General features: G+C 36.7%; 19 protein-coding genes and 2 tRNA genes. 9 read left to right on the top strand and 12 right to left on the bottom strand.

Going from position 1 to position 19,821, the window contains the following annotated elements:
* Window positions 1–87 precede the first annotated feature (87 nt).
* From B0A80_RS10890 to B0A80_RS10880, 3 genes are all read left to right on the top strand, one after another.
* Window positions 88–160: transfer RNA gene (locus B0A80_RS10890), tRNA-Gly, on the top strand.
* A 14-nt stretch (window positions 161–174) separates the two neighbouring features.
* Window positions 175–260: transfer RNA gene (locus B0A80_RS10885), tRNA-Leu, on the top strand.
* A gap of 163 nt (window positions 261–423) precedes the next feature.
* Complete coding sequence (locus B0A80_RS10880; protein WP_089077300.1) at window positions 424–804, top strand: DUF1508 domain-containing protein; 381 nt, start codon at window positions 424–426, stop codon at window positions 802–804.
* A 194-nt stretch (window positions 805–998) separates the two neighbouring features.
* Here the strand turns inward: B0A80_RS10880 and B0A80_RS10875 are convergent, their stop codons facing one another.
* The gene (locus tag B0A80_RS10875) at window positions 999–1,223 is read right to left on the bottom strand and encodes a PG1828 family lipoprotein (RefSeq protein WP_017497763.1); all 225 of its coding nucleotides are present in this window, start codon (window positions 1,221–1,223) and stop codon (window positions 999–1,001) included.
* 349 nt (window positions 1,224–1,572) lie between these two features.
* Window positions 1,573–2,802 (bottom strand): 3-deoxy-D-manno-octulosonic acid transferase, encoded by a 1,230-nt coding sequence (locus B0A80_RS10870; protein WP_089077299.1) that lies wholly within the window; start codon window positions 2,800–2,802, stop codon window positions 1,573–1,575.
* 135 nt (window positions 2,803–2,937) lie between these two features.
* Here B0A80_RS10870 and B0A80_RS10865 point away from each other — a divergent pair, with 135 nt between their 5' ends.
* The 3 genes from B0A80_RS10865 (at window position 2,938) to B0A80_RS10855 (ending at window position 5,444) form a co-directional block, all read left to right on the top strand.
* Window positions 2,938–4,071, top strand: a complete 1,134-nt coding sequence (locus B0A80_RS10865; RefSeq protein ID WP_089077298.1) for a DegT/DnrJ/EryC1/StrS family aminotransferase — start codon at window positions 2,938–2,940, stop codon at window positions 4,069–4,071.
* Window positions 4,072–4,114: 43 nt separating this feature from the next.
* Window positions 4,115–5,128: a UDP-glucose 4-epimerase GalE gene (gene galE / locus B0A80_RS10860; RefSeq protein ID WP_017497766.1), complete on the top strand. Its 1,014-nt coding sequence runs from the start codon at window positions 4,115–4,117 to the stop codon at window positions 5,126–5,128.
* Between the two features lie 118 nt (window positions 5,129–5,246).
* The gene (locus B0A80_RS10855; RefSeq protein WP_070908671.1) at window positions 5,247–5,444 is read left to right on the top strand and encodes a hypothetical protein; all 198 of its coding nucleotides are present in this window, start codon (window positions 5,247–5,249) and stop codon (window positions 5,442–5,444) included.
* Between the two features lie 390 nt (window positions 5,445–5,834).
* Here the strand turns inward: B0A80_RS10855 and fabD are convergent, their stop codons facing one another.
* Together fabD and B0A80_RS10845 are read right to left on the bottom strand one after the other, a co-directional pair.
* The gene (fabD, locus tag B0A80_RS10850) at window positions 5,835–6,710 is read right to left on the bottom strand and encodes an ACP S-malonyltransferase (protein WP_017497769.1); all 876 of its coding nucleotides are present in this window, start codon (window positions 6,708–6,710) and stop codon (window positions 5,835–5,837) included.
* Window positions 6,711–6,782: 72 nt separating this feature from the next.
* A complete protein-coding gene (locus B0A80_RS10845) occupies window positions 6,783–7,145 on the bottom strand; it encodes a hypothetical protein (protein WP_017497770.1) in 363 nt (120 codons plus the stop codon).
* 96 nt (window positions 7,146–7,241) lie between these two features.
* On the opposite strand from B0A80_RS10845, the gene B0A80_RS10840 reads away from it, so the two are divergent.
* Window positions 7,242–8,192, top strand: a complete 951-nt coding sequence (locus tag B0A80_RS10840; protein ID WP_233430737.1) for a helix-turn-helix domain-containing protein — start codon at window positions 7,242–7,244, stop codon at window positions 8,190–8,192.
* Between the two features lie 151 nt (window positions 8,193–8,343).
* Here B0A80_RS10840 and B0A80_RS10835 read toward each other — a convergent pair whose 3' ends face one another.
* The 4 genes from B0A80_RS10835 to B0A80_RS10820 form a co-directional block, all read right to left on the bottom strand.
* Window positions 8,344–8,877 carry a YceI family protein gene (locus tag B0A80_RS10835; protein WP_089077345.1) on the bottom strand — a complete coding sequence of 178 codons (534 nt, stop codon included), beginning with the start codon at window positions 8,875–8,877 and terminating at the stop codon, window positions 8,344–8,346.
* A 258-nt stretch (window positions 8,878–9,135) separates the two neighbouring features.
* Window positions 9,136–9,366, bottom strand: coding sequence for a (4Fe-4S)-binding protein (locus B0A80_RS10830; protein ID WP_017497773.1), 231 nt, complete (start codon window positions 9,364–9,366; stop codon window positions 9,136–9,138).
* Between the two features lie 173 nt (window positions 9,367–9,539).
* A complete protein-coding gene (locus tag B0A80_RS10825) occupies window positions 9,540–10,256 on the bottom strand; it encodes a pirin family protein (RefSeq protein WP_017497774.1) in 717 nt (238 codons plus the stop codon).
* Window positions 10,257–10,514: 258 nt separating this feature from the next.
* The gene (locus tag B0A80_RS10820) at window positions 10,515–11,996 is read right to left on the bottom strand and encodes a helix-turn-helix domain-containing protein (protein WP_089077344.1); all 1,482 of its coding nucleotides are present in this window, start codon (window positions 11,994–11,996) and stop codon (window positions 10,515–10,517) included.
* Between the two features lie 196 nt (window positions 11,997–12,192).
* Here B0A80_RS10820 and aceB point away from each other — a divergent pair, with 196 nt between their 5' ends.
* Together aceB and aceA are read left to right on the top strand one after the other, a co-directional pair.
* Window positions 12,193–13,794: a malate synthase A gene (aceB, locus tag B0A80_RS10815; RefSeq protein ID WP_089077297.1), complete on the top strand. Its 1,602-nt coding sequence runs from the start codon at window positions 12,193–12,195 to the stop codon at window positions 13,792–13,794.
* Between the two features lie 121 nt (window positions 13,795–13,915).
* Window positions 13,916–15,196: an isocitrate lyase gene (gene aceA, locus B0A80_RS10810; RefSeq protein ID WP_089077296.1), complete on the top strand. Its 1,281-nt coding sequence runs from the start codon at window positions 13,916–13,918 to the stop codon at window positions 15,194–15,196.
* A 175-nt stretch (window positions 15,197–15,371) separates the two neighbouring features.
* Here aceA and B0A80_RS10805 read toward each other — a convergent pair whose 3' ends face one another.
* The 4 genes from B0A80_RS10805 to B0A80_RS10790 all read right to left on the bottom strand — a co-directional run bounded on the left by B0A80_RS10805 (window position 15,372) and on the right by B0A80_RS10790 (window position 19,689).
* Window positions 15,372–15,947 (bottom strand): Crp/Fnr family transcriptional regulator, encoded by a 576-nt coding sequence (locus tag B0A80_RS10805; protein ID WP_089077295.1) that lies wholly within the window; start codon window positions 15,945–15,947, stop codon window positions 15,372–15,374.
* Window positions 15,947–16,264: a DUF6370 family protein gene (locus tag B0A80_RS10800; protein ID WP_070908676.1), complete on the bottom strand. Its 318-nt coding sequence runs from the start codon at window positions 16,262–16,264 to the stop codon at window positions 15,947–15,949. Before B0A80_RS10800 ends, B0A80_RS10805 begins: the two co-directional genes overlap by 1 nt.
* 3 nt (window positions 16,265–16,267) lie before the next feature.
* On the bottom strand, window positions 16,268–17,428 hold the full coding sequence (purT, locus tag B0A80_RS10795; RefSeq protein ID WP_089077294.1) for a formate-dependent phosphoribosylglycinamide formyltransferase: 1,161 nt from the start codon (window positions 17,426–17,428) through the stop codon (window positions 16,268–16,270).
* Between the two features lie 386 nt (window positions 17,429–17,814).
* The gene (locus tag B0A80_RS10790; RefSeq protein ID WP_089077293.1) at window positions 17,815–19,689 is read right to left on the bottom strand and encodes a peptidase U32 family protein; all 1,875 of its coding nucleotides are present in this window, start codon (window positions 19,687–19,689) and stop codon (window positions 17,815–17,817) included.
* Window positions 19,690–19,821: the final 132 nt, after the last annotated feature.

Here is a 19,821-nt window from a genome sequence, read left to right as displayed (position 1 = left end):
CGCTTGTGTAATTGAATAAATGTCCTAAATTTGCACTCGCAATACAGAACAAATCAAGTGTTGCAGTTCTTAATTAGAATTTGAAATGCGAAAATAGCTCAGTTGGTAGAGCGCGACCTTGCCAAGGTCGAGGTCGCGGGTTCGAGCCCCGTTTTTCGCTCTATATCATCTAATGCTCGGATGGTGAAATTGGTAGACACGCTGGACTTAAAATCCAGTGAACAGCAATGTTCGTGCGGGTTCAAGTCCCGCTCTGAGTACTAAAGCCTCTTCTTTTGAAGAGGCTTTTTTTATGGTGTAAATCCAGGAGTTCTAAAATAAATCTGCGAAGCGGATTTATTTTAGAGAATCTAAGAATCTAAGAATCTAAGAATCTAAGAATCTGAAGTCAATAATCTAAAATTTAAAATCTAAAATAATAATATGGGTGCCTTTGTAATTAGTAAGCGGTTTAATGATGAATATAAATTCGTATTTACTTCGAGGAAGGGCAAGGTGATATTTACGAGTCTTAGTTATGAATTGAGGTTTGAGTGCGAAGAGGATATCGAGAAGTTTAAGGTGAATATAGAGATGGCTCGGTTTTTAAAGTTTAAAGGAGCTGGGGGGAGGTATTTTTTTAAATTGATGTTGGGAGAGCTTCATTTTGCTACAAGTCGAAAATACACAACGGAATTGCTTTTGCAGAAAGGGATCAAAGAAATTGTGACTTATGCTTCGAGAGCTGAGATTTTGGATTTTTCCTCGAGTGAATCTATTTTTGAAGATGAAGTTGTGGGTGAGGAAGTGGAAGTGGGGGATTAGGAAATAAAAGAGTGTCTTTTGTTTTCTAAGTTTTTGTAATTGTATAAAGGCCTGGTGAGTTTTGAAGACTTATCGGGTTTTTTTATAGCGTGTGTGTTGTGGTTAGGAAAGGTGTTGTGGTTTTGTTGGGTATAAGGCATAAAAAAAAGCTATCTGCAAAGAGATAGCTTTTTATTTTTTTGAGTAATTTAGAATTACTTTTTAGCAGGAGCAGCAGCTTCTTCAACTTTTGCAGCAGCAGAGTCAACTTTTGCAGCAGCAGAATCAACAGTTGCAGCAGCAGAATCAACTACAGCAGCAGCAGAATCAACAGCAACAGCAGTAGAATCTACAGCTTCAGTAGCTGCAGCGTCAGCTTTTTTACAAGATACAACAGTTAAAACAGCAACAACAGCTAAACTTAAAAATACTTTTTTCATCTTACTTTATTATAAAAGGTTAATTATTAATTCGTGGCAAAGATATAAATTTTTTAATATGTAAAATATTTTTTTATTTTTTTTTTAAAATATTTTCATTGCTCACGATTATCTTATTTATCAAACAATGTGCCAAATTAATAATAATATGTTAAATTATGGTATATTTTGTCTAAATTATTTTTTATTGAAGATTCAATAAGAGAATTGGGGGTTTTTACACTCTTGGTTGCAGTTTGTTTTGTGTTTTTTAGAATATTAGGTAGTGCTGAAAAAAAACAAAAGAGCTTAAATAAGCCCTTTTGTGTGTAATGTTGTTTCTGAATCACGTGCAATTCGTATAAAAAGGTTACGCGACGATATTCATGATGCTGTTTGTAGCTCCTTTATTGTTCTGAATATACGATTTACAAATCTGACTCTTTTCTTCTAAAAACTCTTTGTCCTGAAGCAAACGGTCAAGATTTTGTTTTAATTCCTGATTGTTCGAGATTACAAGGCATCCTTTGAGCGCTACCAGTTCAACTGCTTCGGCAAAATTCGAGTAGTTGGGGCCAATTACAATTGGGATTCCAAAAGTAGCCGGTTCTAATATATTATGGATTCCCGGGTTTCCAAATCCGCCTCCAACATAAGCAATTGTTCCGTAACTGTAAATTTTAGTCAGTAATCCAATAGTATCTATAATAAAGACATTGTAATTAGATAAGTCGGTATTTTCTTTTTCGGAGAATAATATTGTTGATTTAGTAATTTGCGCCTTCAGGCTTGCGATCTGATCGCTCTTAATGTTGTGAGGTGCAATGATGAATTTTACATCTTCGGATGCCTGGTTGATGTATTCTGCTAATAATACTTCATCTTTAGGCCAAGAGCTGCCTATAATGATGGTTGGAGTGTTGTTTTTGAATTTTTCGATAAAATCCAAAGTGTTGTCTCTTTCTAAAATAGCATTTACACGATCAAAACGAGTGTCTCCTGAAACAATAACATTGTCAAAGCCGATACTCTTTATTTTTTCTTTCGAATTTTCGTTCTGAACAAAAAAGTAAGTGAATGCTTTTAATGCTTTTCTGTAAAAACCGCCGTACCATTTAAAAAACATCTGATTGTCTCTGAAAATTCCGGAAATTAAATAGGTCGGGGTTTGGCTTTTCTCTAATTCATTCAGGTAATTCAGCCAAAATTCATATTTTATGAAAAATGCCAATTCAGGATGAGCAAGCTTTAAGAATTTCTTTGCATTGCTTTTAGTGTCCAGTGGAAGGTACAGTGTAACATCTGCAGTAGTATTGTTTTTTCGGACTTCGTAGCCTGAGGGAGAGAAAAAGGTAACGATGATTTTGTGCGCAGGGTATTTTTCTTTGATTTTTTCGATTACCGGAAGGCCTTGTTCGTATTCACCAAGTGAGGCCGAATGAAACCAGATGGTTTTATCTGAAGGTTTTATCTTTTCTTCAAGAATCGTGAAAACATTTTTACGACCTTCGACAAAAAGCTTAATTTTCGGACTAAAAAGCGCTACAATTTTCAGAAAAAAGCCAGCAATAGAAATAACTAAATTATAGAGAAAAAGCATCTGTTTGTTTTTGTGGCTAAATTACGGTTCTTTCAATTATTTTCATTGGTTTGAAGGTATTAAATAACTATTTTTGTTCCTCCTTTTAGAGACGCTGAATGAAATGCAAGTCTTTAATTTTAAAATATATTGAAAATGAAAAAAATTCAAATGGTTGACCTAAAAAGTCAATACGAAAAAATAAAAACTATAGTTGATGCCTCTATTCAGGAGGTCCTGGATACCAATACTTACATAAACGGTCCTTTAGTACACCAGTTTCAAAAAAATCTGGAAGACTATCTGGGGGCAAAACACGTGATTCCGTGTGCAAACGGAACCGATGCTTTGCAAATTGCCATGATGGGATTGGATTTGAAACCGGGCGATGAGGTAATTACGGCCGATTTTACTTTTGCAGCTACTGTTGAGGTAATTGCTTTGCTGCAATTGACGCCGGTTTTAGTGGATGTTGATGTCGTAAATATGAACATCGATATTGAAGCGCTTAAAAATGCGATTACACCAAAAACAAAAGCAATTGTTCCGGTACATTTATTTGGACGTGCAGCAAACATGGATGCTATTATGGAAATTGCTGCCGAACATAATTTATATGTAATCGAAGACAATGCACAGGCAATTGGAGCAGATTATATTTCTAAATCAGGAGCAAAAAGCAAAGTTGGGGTAATTGGTCATGTAGCGGCAACTTCATTTTTCCCGTCTAAAAATTTAGGCTGTTATGGAGATGGAGGGGCAATTTTTACAAACGATGATAAACTGGCGCACATCATTCGCGGGATCGTAAATCACGGAATGTATGAGCGTTACCATCATGATGTTGTAGGAGTGAATTCACGTTTGGATAGTATTCAGGCCGGAGTTCTAAATGCAAAATTGCCATTATTAGACGAGTACAATGCAGCGCGTCGTTTAGCGGCAACAAAATACAATGCAGCTTTTGCCGGAAATACACATATTATTACACCGGAATTTGATGCAAGTCAAAATGATCATGTTTTTCATCAATATGTATTGAGAATTATTGATGCAGATCGTAATGCTTTGATGCAGCATTTATTGGATAAGGGAATTCCGTGTGCGATTTATTACCCGATTCCGTTGCATTCACAAAAAGCTTATGCTGATTCTCGTTACAAAGAAGAGCAGTTTCCGGTGACCAATCAATTGGTGAAAGAAGTAATTGCTTTGCCAATGCATACAGAACTGGATGATGAGCAAATTAAATTTATAACCGATTCTGTTTTGGAATTTTTGAATAAATAATAAAGATTAAACCAAATAAACAACAGCACAAAATAACCACAAAATGAAAGTATTAGTAACAGGAGGATTAGGATTTATTGGTTCTCACACCGTTGTAGAATTGCAAAATGAAGGTTTTGAAGTAGTCATTATTGACAACCTTTCCAATTCTACAGAAGATGTTTTAAAAGGGATTACGTCCATTACAGGAAAAACACCTTTGTTCGAAAAGTTGGATTTAAGAGAAAAAGCGTCGGTTCGGGAATTTTTTAAAAAACATAACGATGTTACCGGAGTAATTCATTTTGCGGCTTCAAAAGCAGTTGGTGAAAGTGTTGAAAATCCATTGTTGTATTACGAAAACAATATTGCTTCATTGGTGTATTTATTGCAGGAATTGCAGCAAAAACCTGAAGCGAGTTTTATTTTTAGCTCTTCTTGTACCGTTTATGGTCAGGCCGAAAAAATGCCAATTACTGAAGATGCTCCGGTACAGGCGGCGATTTCGCCTTACGGAAATACGAAACAGATAGGTGAAGAAATTATTACGGATACAGCTAAAGTAACCAATATCAGTGCAATTTTATTGCGTTATTTTAACCCGGTTGGAGCTCATGCAACGACTGAAATTGGCGAGTTACCAATTGGTGTTCCTCAAAATTTAGTACCTTTCATTACACAAACTGGTGTAGGATTGCGTCAGGAATTATCGGTTTTTGGAGATGATTATCCAACTCCTGATGGTACGGCAGTTCGTGATTATATTCACGTAGTAGATTTGGCAAAAGCGCACGTAATTGCCTTACAGCGTTTGTTGGCTAAAAAGAATTTGCAAAAAGTTGAAACTTTCAATCTAGGAACCGGAAAAGGAAGTTCTGTTTTAGAAGTGATTCATAGTTTCGAAAAAGTAAGCGATAAAAAATTACCATATAAAATTATGCCGCGTCGTGAAGGTGATATTACAGAAGCTTATGCAAATACAGATAAAGCTAATAATGTTTTAGGCTGGAAAGCCCAATTAAGTTTAGACGAAGCCATGGCAAGTGCCTGGAAATGGGAACAGAAAGTTCGTTCTTAATTTTTTTCAGACGAAAATAAAATATAAGAAAAACCCCAAATAATCTAAAATTTATTTGGGGTTTTTATTTTTGGCTTAATTTATTTTTGTAAATTTGTAAGAATAAATTGTAGGAATCATGAAGAAGAAAAAAGAAGAAGTTAGAGCTAGCAAGGTGGAAGAGCCTGCTGTAGAATATGAAGTTCAAAAATCTAAATTTAAAGGAATTGATCAGGAAACTTTTGATTTTGATGCCGAGTTTGCAAAAGGACTGACTCCAGAGGAATTTAAAGCTGAAATGTTTAAGAGAATTCAAGCTTATCCGTGGAAAAAGTAATTTTTGAAAAAGAAGTTCTTGACTATTTTGATGATTTAGTTTTTGCACTTTTAAAGAGGAGTATTTTGGTTTTCCTGAATCAGCTCAGAATTATGTAGATAAGATAGTTGTTTTTATTATTTCAGATATTTCGAGTTTTCCTCACAAGAAAACACCAAAATTACTCCAATATTTAGGTTCAAGTTATATTTTTTACAAACCCAATGCCAAAACAACCTGGTATATCTTCTTTGAAAAAAGAAATCAAAATTATTTGATAACTGGAATTGTAAATAATTACAGTGCAGAAGCAAAAGGGTTATAAAAAAAAATCCTCATAAACAATCTTGTTCATGAGGATTTTTTTTATGTAGTGAGTAACTGAAAACTGTTACTGAGACTAAATGCTAATTATGCATTCGCAGTAACCGCTTCTTTGTCAATTTTATTGATCAAACCTGCCAACACTTTTCCCGGACCAACTTCAGTGAATAAAGTAGCGCCGTCAGCGATCATTTGCTGAACAGATTGTGTCCATTTTACGGGAGCAGTCAATTGTATGATTAAGTTCTTTTTGATTTCGTTTGCATCCGAAACAGCATTTGCGGTTACGTTTTGGTAAACCGGACAAACAGGAGTTGAGAATGTAGTGGCTTCAATTGCAGCAGCTAATTCTTCTCTTGCTGGTTCCATCATCGGAGAGTGAAATGCTCCTCCAACAGGTAAAATTAAAGCACGTTTTGCACCGGCAGCTTTCATAGCTTCACAAGCTTTTTCAACAGCTGAAGTTTCTCCAGAAATCACCAATTGTCCAGGACAGTTGTAATTTGCCGCAACAACTATTCCGTCAATAGAAGCGCAAACTTCTTCGACAATATTATCAGCTAAACCTAAAACCGCAGCCATTGTTGATGGAGTGATTTCACAAGCTTTTTGCATAGCTAAAGCACGTTGAGAAACTAATTTAAGACCGTCTTCAAAAGACAAAGTTCCGTTGGCAACCAAAGCTGAAAATTCTCCTAAAGAATGTCCTGCGACCATTTCTGGTTTAAAATCGTCTCCTAAAGTTTTAGCTAAAATAACGGAGTGTAAAAATACCGCAGGCTGTGTAACTTTAGTTTCTTTTAGTTCTTCGGCAGTACCTTCGAACATGATATCTGTAATTCTAAAACCTAAAATTTCATTAGCTTTTTCGAACAATTCTTTGGCTAAAGCCGATGTTTCATATAAGTCCTTGCCCATTCCTGTAAATTGTGCACCCTGACCCGGAAATACGTATGCTTTCATTTGTCTAATTTAAAGATTGAATTTTTTTGAATTGAAAATTAGTTTCAATTGAAAGGCAAAAGTAGCATTTTTTTACTTCGTATAATCCTTAAACATGTAAATCCATGCTAATCTTGAAAATCTAAGATTGAAAGAAGTGAGCAGGGTAATGACGACAGCGATAATCGGAATGATTCTTAAATCGAAATTCTTTTCGAAGAAAAATTGTGCGATACAGTACGTTGCAATTCCCTGAGCGACTGTTAATCCGTAGTTTACATACATAGCGCCAAAGAAATAACCAGGCTCTTTTTGAAACTTATAATTACAGTGACTGCAAAATTCGTTCATCTTTGGAAGGCCAAAAGTGAAAAATATATTTTTATCTGTAAAAACCTTTCCTTTATGACAAATGGGACATTCGTTGCTTAAAATATGAGTTAATGCACTTGACATGATCTTGTTGTTTTTTATTTATACAAAGGTAATTCAGAACAGGATTAAAGTCTTTTTTATATCTTCGCTACTTATAGCACAATAAAGACATTTATTATGATATCGCCCGCCTTAAACAAGTTTATAAACGAAAAACAGGATTGGGCGATCGCATATATGACCAGTAAAAAAATAAATTCTACTTATATGAAAAAATACCCGGTTTATAGTGTTCAGAATTTTAGCTGTAATGATATTCATCGTGATTTTTATGTCAATACCTTCAAAGAGCATTTAAAAAGTCACAGTTTTGTAGAAGAACCACACCGGCATGATTCGTATTTGATGGTGTTTTTTACGAAAGGCTCTGGACAGCACGAAGTTGATTTTGATCAGTTTGAAATTAAAAAGGGAAGCCTGTTTGTGCTACAGCCGGGACAAATGCATCATTGGAGTTTATCTGAAGATGTTGAGGGCTTTGTGATTATTTTTTCACAGGAGTTGTATAATTTATATTTTGGACAGAAAAAAATCAACGAATATAATTTTTACCATTCGATTCACAATCGGCCGGAAATGGTTTTTGAAGAAAAAGGAATTACTAAAATCCGTCCTTATTTTGACTTATTAATTCAGGAAAGTACTCAGGAGGGGCGATATCAACTGGATAAAATGTTGAATTTGCTCGATTGTATTCATATTGAAATAGCCCGCAAATACAACGAAACCTATTCGCATCAGGCGCATTCGTATAACATTAAAATTGACAAGTTCGAAATGCTTTTGGAGCACTATTTCAAACAAGAAAAATTACCGTCTTTTTATGCTGAAAAGTTAAGTATTACTTTAAAGCATTTGAACCGTATCTGCAATGAAATTCTGCAAAAGACGGCCACAGAAGTGATTACGGGCCGAGTGATTCTGGAGATTAAAAGAATGTTGATTGACAAACAATTAGCGGTTAACGAAGTAGCGTTTAAAGTAGGCTACGAAGATTATTCGTATTTCTCCAGATTCTTCAAAAAACAAACCGGACTATCGCCAACGGAATTTAGGAATAAGAAGTAAAAAAAGTGGGGCTTCGGCTTCGCTCAGCCTGACATTTGATATCTTTAAAGTACAAATGTCAGGCTGAGCGAAGTCGAAGCCTCGTCCCTACAAACAAAGCCCTGCAGATGCAGGGCTTAATAACCAATCAATTAAATTCTGGGATATTGAATTAAGCTTGTTTTGCAAACTGTAATTCAATGTTTAATTTTACTTCTTCTCCAACCAGAACACCGCCGGTTTCAAGAGCTGAGTTCCAGTTGAGTCCCCAATCTTTACGGTTTATTTTTCCTTCGATATTTAATCCGACTTTTGTGTTTCCCCATGGATCAGTCATAGTTCCGCTAAACTCTACCGGAAAAGTCACTGATTTTGAGATACCTTTAATGTTTAGATCTCCGGTTAATTCATAGCTCCCTTCATTGATTTTTTTGAAAGAAGAACCTTTGAAAGTTAGTTTTGGATGATTCTCGGCATCAAAGAAATCACCACTTCTTAAGTGATTATCTCTGTCTGTATTTGCAGTGTCAATAGAAGTAATGTCTCCTGAAAATTCGATTGCAGCATTTTCGAAGTTGTCTCCTTCTGTGTTGATTGTTGCATCGTAAGTTCCAAATTTACCTGAAACATTGGTAAACATCATATGTTTAACTTTAAAACCAATTTCTGAATGTGTTGGGTCAATTGACCATTTTGTAGTTGCCATAATTTTATCTTTTAAATAATTAATTTCATTTTGATAGGACAAAGTTACGGTGGTAGTGAGCGTAAGGGACTTAACCTAGATTAAGAAATAAAAAATGCGATGACTTTTTGAGTATCGCATCTTTAATTGTTGCTTTGAGACCTCCCGGTTAGAGGGAAGAGTCTTAGTTTTTTGCCACGGATTAAAGGATTTTTTATGGATTAGTATGTTTCAATTCAGAAAGAATCTTTTTAATCTAGGTAATCTGTGGCAAGAAAATTAGCTTTTGTCATTCATGTAAAAACTCAATGCTCCCGATGGGCATTTGTGAATGGTTGAAATAATTTTTTCTGTTGTTGAGCCTTCAGGAATGATCCATGGTTTTTCTTTTGGGTGAAAAACATCGGGATTATTTTTTACACAATTGGCGGAATGAATGCATTTTCCGGACTGCCATACAATGGTTACTTCTCCATTGCTATATTCTTTCGTAAGGTCATTTGGATTCATGATTGAAAATTTTAGCGGTTAATTTTAGTTTTAAATTCAGACCAATTTTCTATTAATAAATTTAATACTTCTTTTTGGTTTTTTTGTGATTTGAGAAAAAAAAGAAACGATAACATGCTGTTATCCAGTATGATTATCGTTTCTTTTGAAGTGTATGTGAGGTGTCTTGCAAATTAGTAATTCATAGGAACTTCCATTAGCAGGAATTCGGCCTCAGTGTTGGCTTTGATGTTTAAAGTTTCAAAATCAGAGATTCCCATAGCATCACGAGTGTTCAATTCCTGACCGTTTATCGTTACATTTCCTTTTAAGATAAAAACGTAGACCCCGTTTCCTTCTTTTTTTAGTTTATAGGTTGTAGCGATTCCGGAATCGAAATTTCCCATATGAAACCAGGCGTCCTGGTGGATCCAGACTCCTTCATCATCAGCATTTGGAGATAAAACCTGAGACAGTTTGTTGTGTCTGTCGGCAACATCTAAAGTGATTTGTTGGTAACGCGGAGTTACATTTCTTTGGTTAGGAAACAACCAGATTTGTAACAGCTTCGTTTGCTGATCGGCATTTGGATTGAATTCACTATGTTGGATTCCGGTTCCGGCACTCATCACCTGAATGTCACCATTTTTAATGATTTCGGTATTCCCCATGCTGTCTTTGTGTGCTAAATCACCTTCTAACGGAATGGTAATGATTTCCATATTATCGTGAGGGTGAGTTCCAAAACCCATTCCGCCCGCAATAGTATCGTCGTTCAGAACACGAAGCGCTCCAAACTGAATTCTTTCCGGGTTGTACCAGCTCGCAAAGCTAAAACTGTGATAGGCATTAAGCCATCCGTGATTTGCATTTCCTCTTGTTTCTGCTTTGTGTATTACTATATTTTCCATGATGATAATTGTTTTGTTATTTTTTATAGTACAAATTTACGATCAACATGCCTGAAAAGCACTTAATGTAGATTAAGAAAAGGTTCTGAGGTTCTGAGTTGCTAAGGGGTTAAGGTTTTTAGTTGCAAAGGTACAAAGGTTCAGAGGCTTTGGCGACGACTTAGATTGGCTTGATTTTCGTGTTTATGATCTAAACATTCAAAGAATCGAATAGTTCAATAATCTGAGGATCTAACAAATCCAAAGGTCTAAGAAAGTCTAACTGTATTGCAAAATAAACTGCTGCACAACGGCATCTGTATTCTCGTGGCGTTTTTTCTTTTCCAATGCGATTGGAGGAGCGGCTCTTTCGAGGCAGTCTTTTACATCGCAGGTTTCACAGGTGACCCCTACAATTCGTTTGACAAGTGGTTTTCCTTCGATGAACTTGAATTTCTTTTTCATGGTTGGATTGATTAAAATACCAACCGAAATACTTCTTATGTTGTCTTTGATGAAAGGATCTTTTGTGGCTGATGAAAAAACCAGATATTCATTTCCGCTATGAACATAACTCGAAATCTGTGCGTCAAAAAAGTGTGGTTTGTTTTGTTTGATGGCCTCGTCTATGGTTTTTACCGAAACCCATCTCCTGCAATAATGCTCGTTGGTTTCGTTTGCATGTGGTTCTTGTTGATTGGTAATGTGTAATTCCTTTTTGATTTGGTAAAAATCAGAGCCAATTTTATGCGACATTCTTAAAAAGAATAAATTTTTCAGATGGAAATCTTTAGGGAGTAAATTGGTTAATCTTTGATAAAAAGATTCCGGTGAAACTTCAAAACTTTCGATCAGCGTTACAAATTCTTCCGGATTTGGCTTTTCGTTATTTAAAAAGTCATTGATTTTACCTACAATCAATTGTCTCGGTAATAATAAAGCACCTGCAAAGTATGAGGCATAGAAATTATGCAATACTTGGTCGAAGTTTTCGAACTTGATCCAACTGAAAGTCAGTAAACGATCCGATAAGTTCAGATAATTATAGGCGATTTCTTTGGCCAGAATAAAAGCCTTTTGCGGATCGTCGATTTCTGTTGAAAGTAAGAGGGTTTTGCTTTTTGGTACGTAGATGGAACGCAGATCTTCTAAGGCTTCCTGATCAGTGAAGGCAATTTCTTTGATGGTGTAGTCAAATTCCTCTTTAAGAATAGCTTCAAGTTCTTTAATAGTGATCTTAGAGTCTAAATTAATTTGAAAGGACTTAGAAAAAGCGATGACCTTCTCTTCTAAATCTTCAAAATAATTACTGTGAGCCTCCTGATACGAGCGTAAGGCAGCCAGGAAAAAACTCTCTCTGCTCAGATTGTAATGCTGGGCAATTTCGATAATGGTGCTGATAAACGCATTGACCTTGGCAGGGGCATTGGCAATAATATCAATTAAATCTGCCTCCTGGATGCCAAAAAGCTCCAGAGGAATCTCTTTTAAAATTCCTGATTTTAAGATTTCTCCAATCGGAGCGAGGTTGTTGTCCAGTTTTAAAGAAACCATTTGGTCGTAAGTAACATCCAAATGTTCGCATAAAAGCAAAATCTTATCTGTTTTTGGATATTTCTTTCCTTTTTCAATCTCGTTCAAATACGATTTTGAAAGATTGGTCAGTTTCGCCAAACCAAATAGAGAGAGGTTTTTCTGAGTACGAACTTGCTTGAGTTTTAGCCCAAAAATCAGCTTTATATAGTCTTTTTCGATATCCATAATATCAAATGTAAGTAATCTAAAAATAATCACCAAAAAAGTTTTTGTAAATTTAGCGAACGTTCGCTTGTTTTGTAAAAAACTTTTTTCTAATATTGTGGTGTAGAAAATATTAACGGTCAGATTGTTATAACAGAAAAGATCTTTTATTAGCAAAAAATGACGAATAATGAAGAACTAATCAAAAGCAACAGCGATGAAAAACCAATTAGAGATTACCGAGACGGCTATGGAGTTTTTGGCCGAAAAGAAGCTTTCTTATCCAAAGATCTGGACAGAAGAGGCAATTGTTTTTATAACCGAACTGCATCGAAAATTCGATTCGCAACGAAAATTATTGTTACTGCAACGCGAACAAAAACAAACCGCTTTTGATCAGGGAGTCATGCCGTCTTTTCCTTCAGAAACCAAAACCGTCAGAGAAAGTAATTGGGTGGCAGGAGGAATTCCAAAAGATTTACAGGATCGTAGAGTTGAGATTACGGGACCGGTTGATCGCAAAATGATTATCAATGCGTTGAATTCAGGAGCGAAAACTTTTATGGCGGATTTTGAAGACAGTACTTCTCCGACCTGGCAAAATTTAATGGACGGACAAGTGAATTTGATTGATGCGGTTAACAAGACGATCTCTTATACCGATTTGATTAAGCATAAATCGTATCACCTGAATGAAAAGATTGCGACATTGATTGTGCGCCCACGTGGATTGCATTTACCGGAGAAACATCTTTCGATTGATGGGAATGCGGTTTCAGGTTCTTTGGTAGATTTTGGTTTGTATGTTTTTCATAATCATAAGAGACTTTTAGAAAATAACTCAGGACCTTATTTCTATATTCCAAAATTAGAACATTATCTGGAAGCGAACTGGTGGAATACCGTAATTGATTTTACCGAAGATTATTTGAAGTTAGAAAGAGGGACGATAAAGGTTACTGTTTTAATTGAAACCATCACAGCAAGTTTTCAGCTGGACGAAATTATTTTTGAATTGAAGGAACATATTGTGGGATTGAATTGTGGGCGTTGGGATTATATTTTCTCTTACATTAAAAAATTCCGCAAGCATTCCAAGTTTATTGTTCCGGACCGCGATCAGGTCAATATGACTTCGCCTTTTATGAACGCTTACTCGAATTTGGTAATTCAAAGGTGTCATAAACGAGGTATTCATGCCATCGGAGGGATGGCCGCTCAAATTCCGATTAAAAATAATGAGGAGGCAAATGCAATTGCTTTCGCAAAGGTAAAAACCGATAAAGAACGTGAAGTAAAGAATGGTCACGATGGAACGTGGGTAGCGCATCCGGATTTGGTTGCTCTGGCTAAAAATGTTTTCGATGCCGGAATGCCAACTCCCAATCAAATTCATGTTAAAAAAGAATATCGTAAAATAACAGAAGCAGATTTGATAGAGCCACCAATTGGAATTATAACAGAAAATGGGGTTCGTAAAAACATTAATGTTGGGGTTTTGTATTTGGCTTCATGGCTGAACGGACAAGGCGCCGCAGCCTTGCACAATCTGATGGAGGATGCTGCTACGGCCGAGATTTCAAGATCGCAATTGTGGCAGTGGCTTCAGAATAAGGTGACTTTGGATAACGGGCAAATACTGAATCTGGCGTATTATCATGAGTTGGCTTTAGATGAATTCAAAAAAATTAAAGACGAGCTGGGAGAGGAAAATTACGAAAACCGTCAATTCCCGTTAGCGGAGAAAGTTTTGGAAAGACTGGTTGTAAATCCCGATTTCGTTGATTTTTTAACCCTTCCATGTTACAAATATTTATAAAAAATGTCGCGCTGATCATTAAAAATCTGCGTGAAAAAATAAACCTTTTACAAGTCACAGTCAGAACTGTGAACTGCGACTGCAGACTATTTACTTACTAACCAACTTAACTTATATTTTTATGAAAACAACAGAAGACAGAATTCAGGAATTGATTAACGATTGGATCACAAACCCAAGATGGAAAGGTGTTGAACGTCCGTATACTGCTACTGAGGTGGTTATGCTTCAGGGCTCTTATCATATTGAGCATTCTATTGCTAAAATGGGGGCGGAGAAATTATGGAGAAAGTTAAAAAGTCAGGATTATGTTGCTGGTTTAGGTGCTTTAACAGGAAATCAGGCGATTCAGGAAGTCGATGCTGGTTTAGAAGCGATTTATTTGAGTGGCTGGCAAGTGGCTGCCGATGCAAATCTGGCAGGAGAAATGTATCCTGACCAATCGCTTTATCCGGTAAATAGCGTGCCGATGGTGGTAAAGAAAATTAATAGTGCCTTGTTGAGAGCTGATCAGATTCAGGTGGTAAACCAGGTTGAAGATAAAAAAGATTATTTGGTTCCGATTGTAGCCGATGCAGAAGCCGGTTTTGGCGGAAATTTAAACGCTTTCGAATTGATGAAATCGATGATTGAAGCGGGTGCTTCTGGTGTTCATTTTGAAGATCAGTTGAGTTCTGCTAAAAAATGCGGGCATTTGGGCGGGAAGGTTTTAGTACCTACTCAGGAAGCGATCAATAAACTGATTGCTGCTCGTTTGGCTGCTGATGTTATGGGCGTTTCGACATTAATTGTAGCCAGAACAGATGCTGATGCAGCTAATTTACTGACTAGCGACGCAGATCCAAGAGATGCAAAATTTATTACCGGTGAAAAAACCAATGAAGGCTTTTTCTATGTAAACAGCGGAATCGATCAGGGAATCGCAAGAGGATTGAGCTATGCGCCTTATGCTGATTTGATCTGGATGGAAACCAGTAATCCTGATTTGGTTTATGCTAAGAAGTTTGCGGATGCAATGAAAAAAGAGTTTCCGGGTAAAATGCTGGCATATAATTGTTCTCCGTCTTTCAACTGGGCGGCAAAATTATCAGTAGCAGAAATGGAAACTTTCAGAGAAGATCTGGCGGCTATGGGGTATAAATTTCAGTTCATTACTCTGGCAGGATTCCATGCTTTAAATACCAGTATGTTCGAATTGTCTAAAGCGTATAAAGAACGTGGTATGGCAGGATATTCTGAATTGCAGGAAAGAGAATTTGCTTTGCAGCAAAACGGATTCAGAGCAGTAAAACATCAGGCTTTTGTAGGGACTTCTTATTTTGATGCGGTTCAAAATACAGTAACGATAGGAAGGTCTTCAACTACTGCAATGAAGCATTCAACAGAGGTTGAGCAGTTTTAATTCAAAAGAAAAACCAGTTCATATGAACTGGTTTTTTTTGCCACAGATTTCACAGATTAAAAGGATTTTTTTCTGCCGTGAATTCCACGAATTTCCACAAATTAAATTTGCGAAAGAATTGAATTAAAATTCGTGGCAACATTTTTTTAATCATTCTAATCTGTGAAATCTGTGGTTATTTTTTTAAAAGCCTGGCTTTCATTTTGCTGAAAAATTCAGGTGTGACGCCAATAAAAGAAGCAATTTGTTTTTGAGGTACTTTATGAACCAATGTGCCGTATTTAACACAAAATTTTTCAAAGCGTTCTTCTGCCGTCAGACTTAAATTATCCATTAAGCGTTGTTGATTGGCGACCAGAGAATTTTCAATTAAAATTCTGAAAAAACGTTCTAATTTAGGAATATCGAGATACAATTGCTCCTGATTTTCTTTGGATAAAGAAACGACTTCCGCATCTTCTAAGACTTCTATAAAAAGTTCTCCCGGTTTCTGTGAAAAATAGCTGTACATGTCACTCATCCACCAGCCCTGACAAGCAAATGCCAGAACATGCTCGACAATATTATCATTGATATTGAAGCTTCTTAGAATTCCCGAATTTACAAAATACGAATGGGTACACACTTCACCGGCATTCAGTAAAATGGTTTTCGCCTTGTAAAAATGGGTTTCTGTTTTGGATAAAAAATGAGCCTGCTCTTCAGGCGTCAATGAAATGTGTTTGGCTATATTTTCAAGAATTAATGCCATTATTTTTCTTTTATCAGCGTGAAAGAGCTTGCTTTAAAGCGATCATTCTCTATTTTTCCAATAACTGAAGCTTTGCGAACGGCATTGCAAAAGCCATCTTCCGCATGTGCGTCACCGTGCTCGTCAATTGTTGTTCCGTCTACGAAATACGTTTTACCGTCAATACGAACGGCTAAATCACAGCTTTTGCCTTTCATTCCAAATTGACATTCGCCACAAGCGGTTTCTACAATTACAGGTTTTTCATTTGTTTTCTTATCCTGAGCCTGAGTTGAAATTCCGGCAAGCAGGAACAGTGCAAATAATGCGTTTTTCATTTTTTAAGAGTTTACGGTTATTAGTTTTGAAGTTGTTTTGGCACGTTCTGTAATTTCGTCGATTGGTGTTGTTAGGGTATCATGACTTAAAACAACTCCCATTCGACGGTAAGGTCTTGAAGTTGGCTTTCCGAAAATTCTAAAATCAGTTTTAGGTAAGGCAGCTACTTTTTCAATTCCGGTAAAAGTTGGATTTGTTGAGTCTTCTGAGGCCAGTATCACGGCACTTGCACCGGCTTTTTCAAGAGTGATTTCGAAGATGGGTAAGCTTAAAATAGCTCGCAAATGCAATTCGAATTCATTAAAATTTTGTGTTCCGGCAAGAGTTACCATTCCGGTATCGTGTGGGCGTGGGGATAGTTCTGAGAAATAAACACCCTCGTTGGTTAAGAAAAATTCAACACCAAAAAGGCCTGCGCCTCCCAGAGCTTCGGTAATTTTTTCGGCCATATCCTGCGCTTCATATAAATCTGCATCAGAAATTTTTGCAGGCTGCCAGCTCTCCTGATAATCCCCGCGTTCCTGACGGTGTCCAATTGGAGCGCAAAAAAGTGTTGGATTGTTATTTTGAGTAATGGTTAAAAGTGTAATCTCAGAATTGAAATCTATAAAAGCTTCCACGATAACTTCGATGACATCGCCACGTGAACCTGCAACGGCATATTGCCAGGCTTTTTCAATATCGTCTTCCGTTTTGATAATAGATTGTCCTTTTCCGGAAGAAGACATTAAAGGTTTTACTACGCAGGGAATTCCAACTTCCTGAACGGCTTTTTGAAGTTCTTCTGCCGAAGTTGCATATTGGTATTTTGCGGTTTTTAATCCCAGTTCTTTCGAAGCGAGATCGCGAATCGCTTTTCGATTCATGGTAAAGTTGGCTGCTTTCGCAGATGGAACAACGGTAATGCCTTGTTTTTCGTAATCGTAAAAACGTTCTGTTCGGATAGCTTCTATTTCGGGAACGATAAAGTCGGGCTGGTGTTTGGCTACGATTCGGTCCAGTGCTTCGCCGTCGAGCATGTTGATGACTTCAAAGCTGTGTGCTACCTGCATGGCCGGAGCATTTTCGTAATTATCGACAGCAATTACAGTTTGTCCGATTCGTTGAGCGGCAATGACAAATTCTTTGCCCAGTTCACCCGAACCAAGGAGTAGTATTTTCATTTTGGATTAATTGTGTTGTTGGAGAAGTAAAAGTAGCGAAAAAAGAGTTTAACCGCAAAGTTCGCAAAGAATTACGCAAAGAGCGCTAAGTTTTTGTCTTTTAGATAAAGTAACCTTGTAGCTTGTTATTTCGAGCGAAGGGAGAAATCACACTCGTAATTCGACAAAGATTGACGACAATTGGGATTGAGTTTCTTGTGCGATTTCTTTTTATGTCTAAATGATAAAACTGAGAAATAACGGGGTGAATTTAACCACAAAATCCGCAAGGAATTACGCTAAGAACGCAATTTTTTTTGATGTTCAGTTAAAAGAAAAGGTCCGCAAAGATTAATTAATCTTTGCGGACCTTAGCGTATATCTTTGTATTCTTTGCGGTTAAAATTCTAATGAAAATGATCTTCTTCTATTTCGAATTCCGCATCTTTTTCCCAGATTTCCATTTCACAAGGTTTGCAGTTGAATTTTAGTTTGTATTCCAGTTCGCCTTGTTTTAAAACCAAGGGCTCTTTTACCTTAACACCTACTATATCTTTTTGGTGTATTGGACATTTCTTCAATTCGTATTTGATGCAATATTTAGTGGTCATCACACGTGATTTTCCCGGATCCCATTGTAGTTCGAATGCTTTTTCAATTTCGGTAACGCCATGACGCTCGTAGAATTTACGGGCCGTTTTGTTGGAAACATTGTACATGAAATCCAATTTAGTTTCCGGATAAGGATGTGATGTTTTAACGAGTTGGTGTTCTTCGCGTTTGTAATTGGCCAGACGAATTTCAGTCAACTGATCGTAAACGGTTCTTCTCATTTCGTTGATTTTTGAAATAGGAAGGAACCAGTTTTGAGAGAACATTACATTGATTTCATTGGCAGTGTAAGGCGTAAAACCTGTTTTGGCCAATTGTGTTTTAATATTTTCCTCGATCGATTCACCGGTTTTAGTCTGCTCTTTTGCATGTTCCAGGGTAACAGTACTTACATTACCGTCTTCATCCGTTGCGATTAGTTCAAAACCGTTTTCTGTTTCGGTAAGTAATAAAGTGGTGCTCAATTTACGAACAGCACTGTCTTCTCTCTCAACAATTTTGATGAAAGCAGCATCGTTGTTACGGTAAATAAAAGTTCCGTCTTTTACTTCTTTTAAAACGTTTGGATAAATTTTCCCGTTTTCGGCTTTGTTTACATAGATTCCGTCGGCTTCATTGTTTTCATTGATGAAACAAAGTCCGTCACCGTTGTTTAGTAATTCGCCATTTTCGATTTCGTAGGCGTTTCCAACCGTTCTGATTAATTTACCAATATATTGACCTTTTGATTTTGGGCTTTCCCAGGAACCAATGGAGCTGTGTCTTTCGTTTACGAAATAATCCGTATAACCACGATTGAAAGTTCTGCTTAAAGAAGAATCAAAAGTATAGGTACATGTTCCTGATGATGCTTTCATATACTTATCACTTCCTGCGCCTTCTAAATAGCTGTCTAGTTTTTGACGTAAATAGGAAACGTTGTTTTTAACGTAAACGACATCTTTTAAACGGCCTTCGATTTTGAAAGAAACGATTCCGGCTTCAATTAGATTCGGAATCTGATCTGAAATATCTAAATCTTTGATCGAAAGCAAGTGACTGTTTCTGATTAGGGTTTCTCCGTTTCCGTCGATTAAGTTGTAAGGTAAACGGCAGTTTTGTGCGCAGGAACCGCGGTTGGCGCTGCGTTCTCCGTTGGCTACACTCATGTAACAGTTTCCGCTAAAGGATACACATAATGCACCGGTTACGAAAAATTCTAATTCAACATCAGCTTCGTCGTATATCGTTTTAATTTGATGCAGGTTCAATTCACGGGCTAAAACCACACGTTTGATTCCGGCATCTTTAAGAAATTTAATTTTATCAGCATCACGATTATTGGCTTGTGTGCTGGCGTGAAGTACGATAGGAGGTAAGTCCATTTCCATGATTGCCATATCCTGAATAATCAGGGCATCAACACCAATATCGTACAATTCCCAGATCATTGAACGGCAAGTTTCTAGTTCGTTATCGTACAAAATGGTATTCATAACTACAAAAACCTGTGCATTAAATAGGTGTGCATATTGTACCAGTGCGGCTACATCTTCGATAGAATTGTTGGCGTTTGAACGTGCTCCAAATTGTGGTGCACCAATATAAACGGCATCGGCGCCACTGTTTATGGCTGCCATTCCTCCAATTAAATCTCTGGCAGGAGCTAATATTTCAATCTTCTTCTTCATTTTAAGTACTTTAGGCTTTTGTGGTATTCACGGAAAAAAGTTTGCAAAGTTCTTATAAATATTTCGAGTTTGCTAATGCTGAAGTGACTTTTTTTGAAATAGTTAGGTTATATGGAATGATGATAAATGGAG

Origin of the sequence: Flavobacterium tructae (genome assembly GCF_002217475.1) — a bacterium.
Taxonomy (GTDB): Bacteria; Bacteroidota; Bacteroidia; order Flavobacteriales; family Flavobacteriaceae; genus Flavobacterium; species Flavobacterium tructae.
This window is presented reverse-complemented; position numbering and strand designations above follow the sequence as displayed.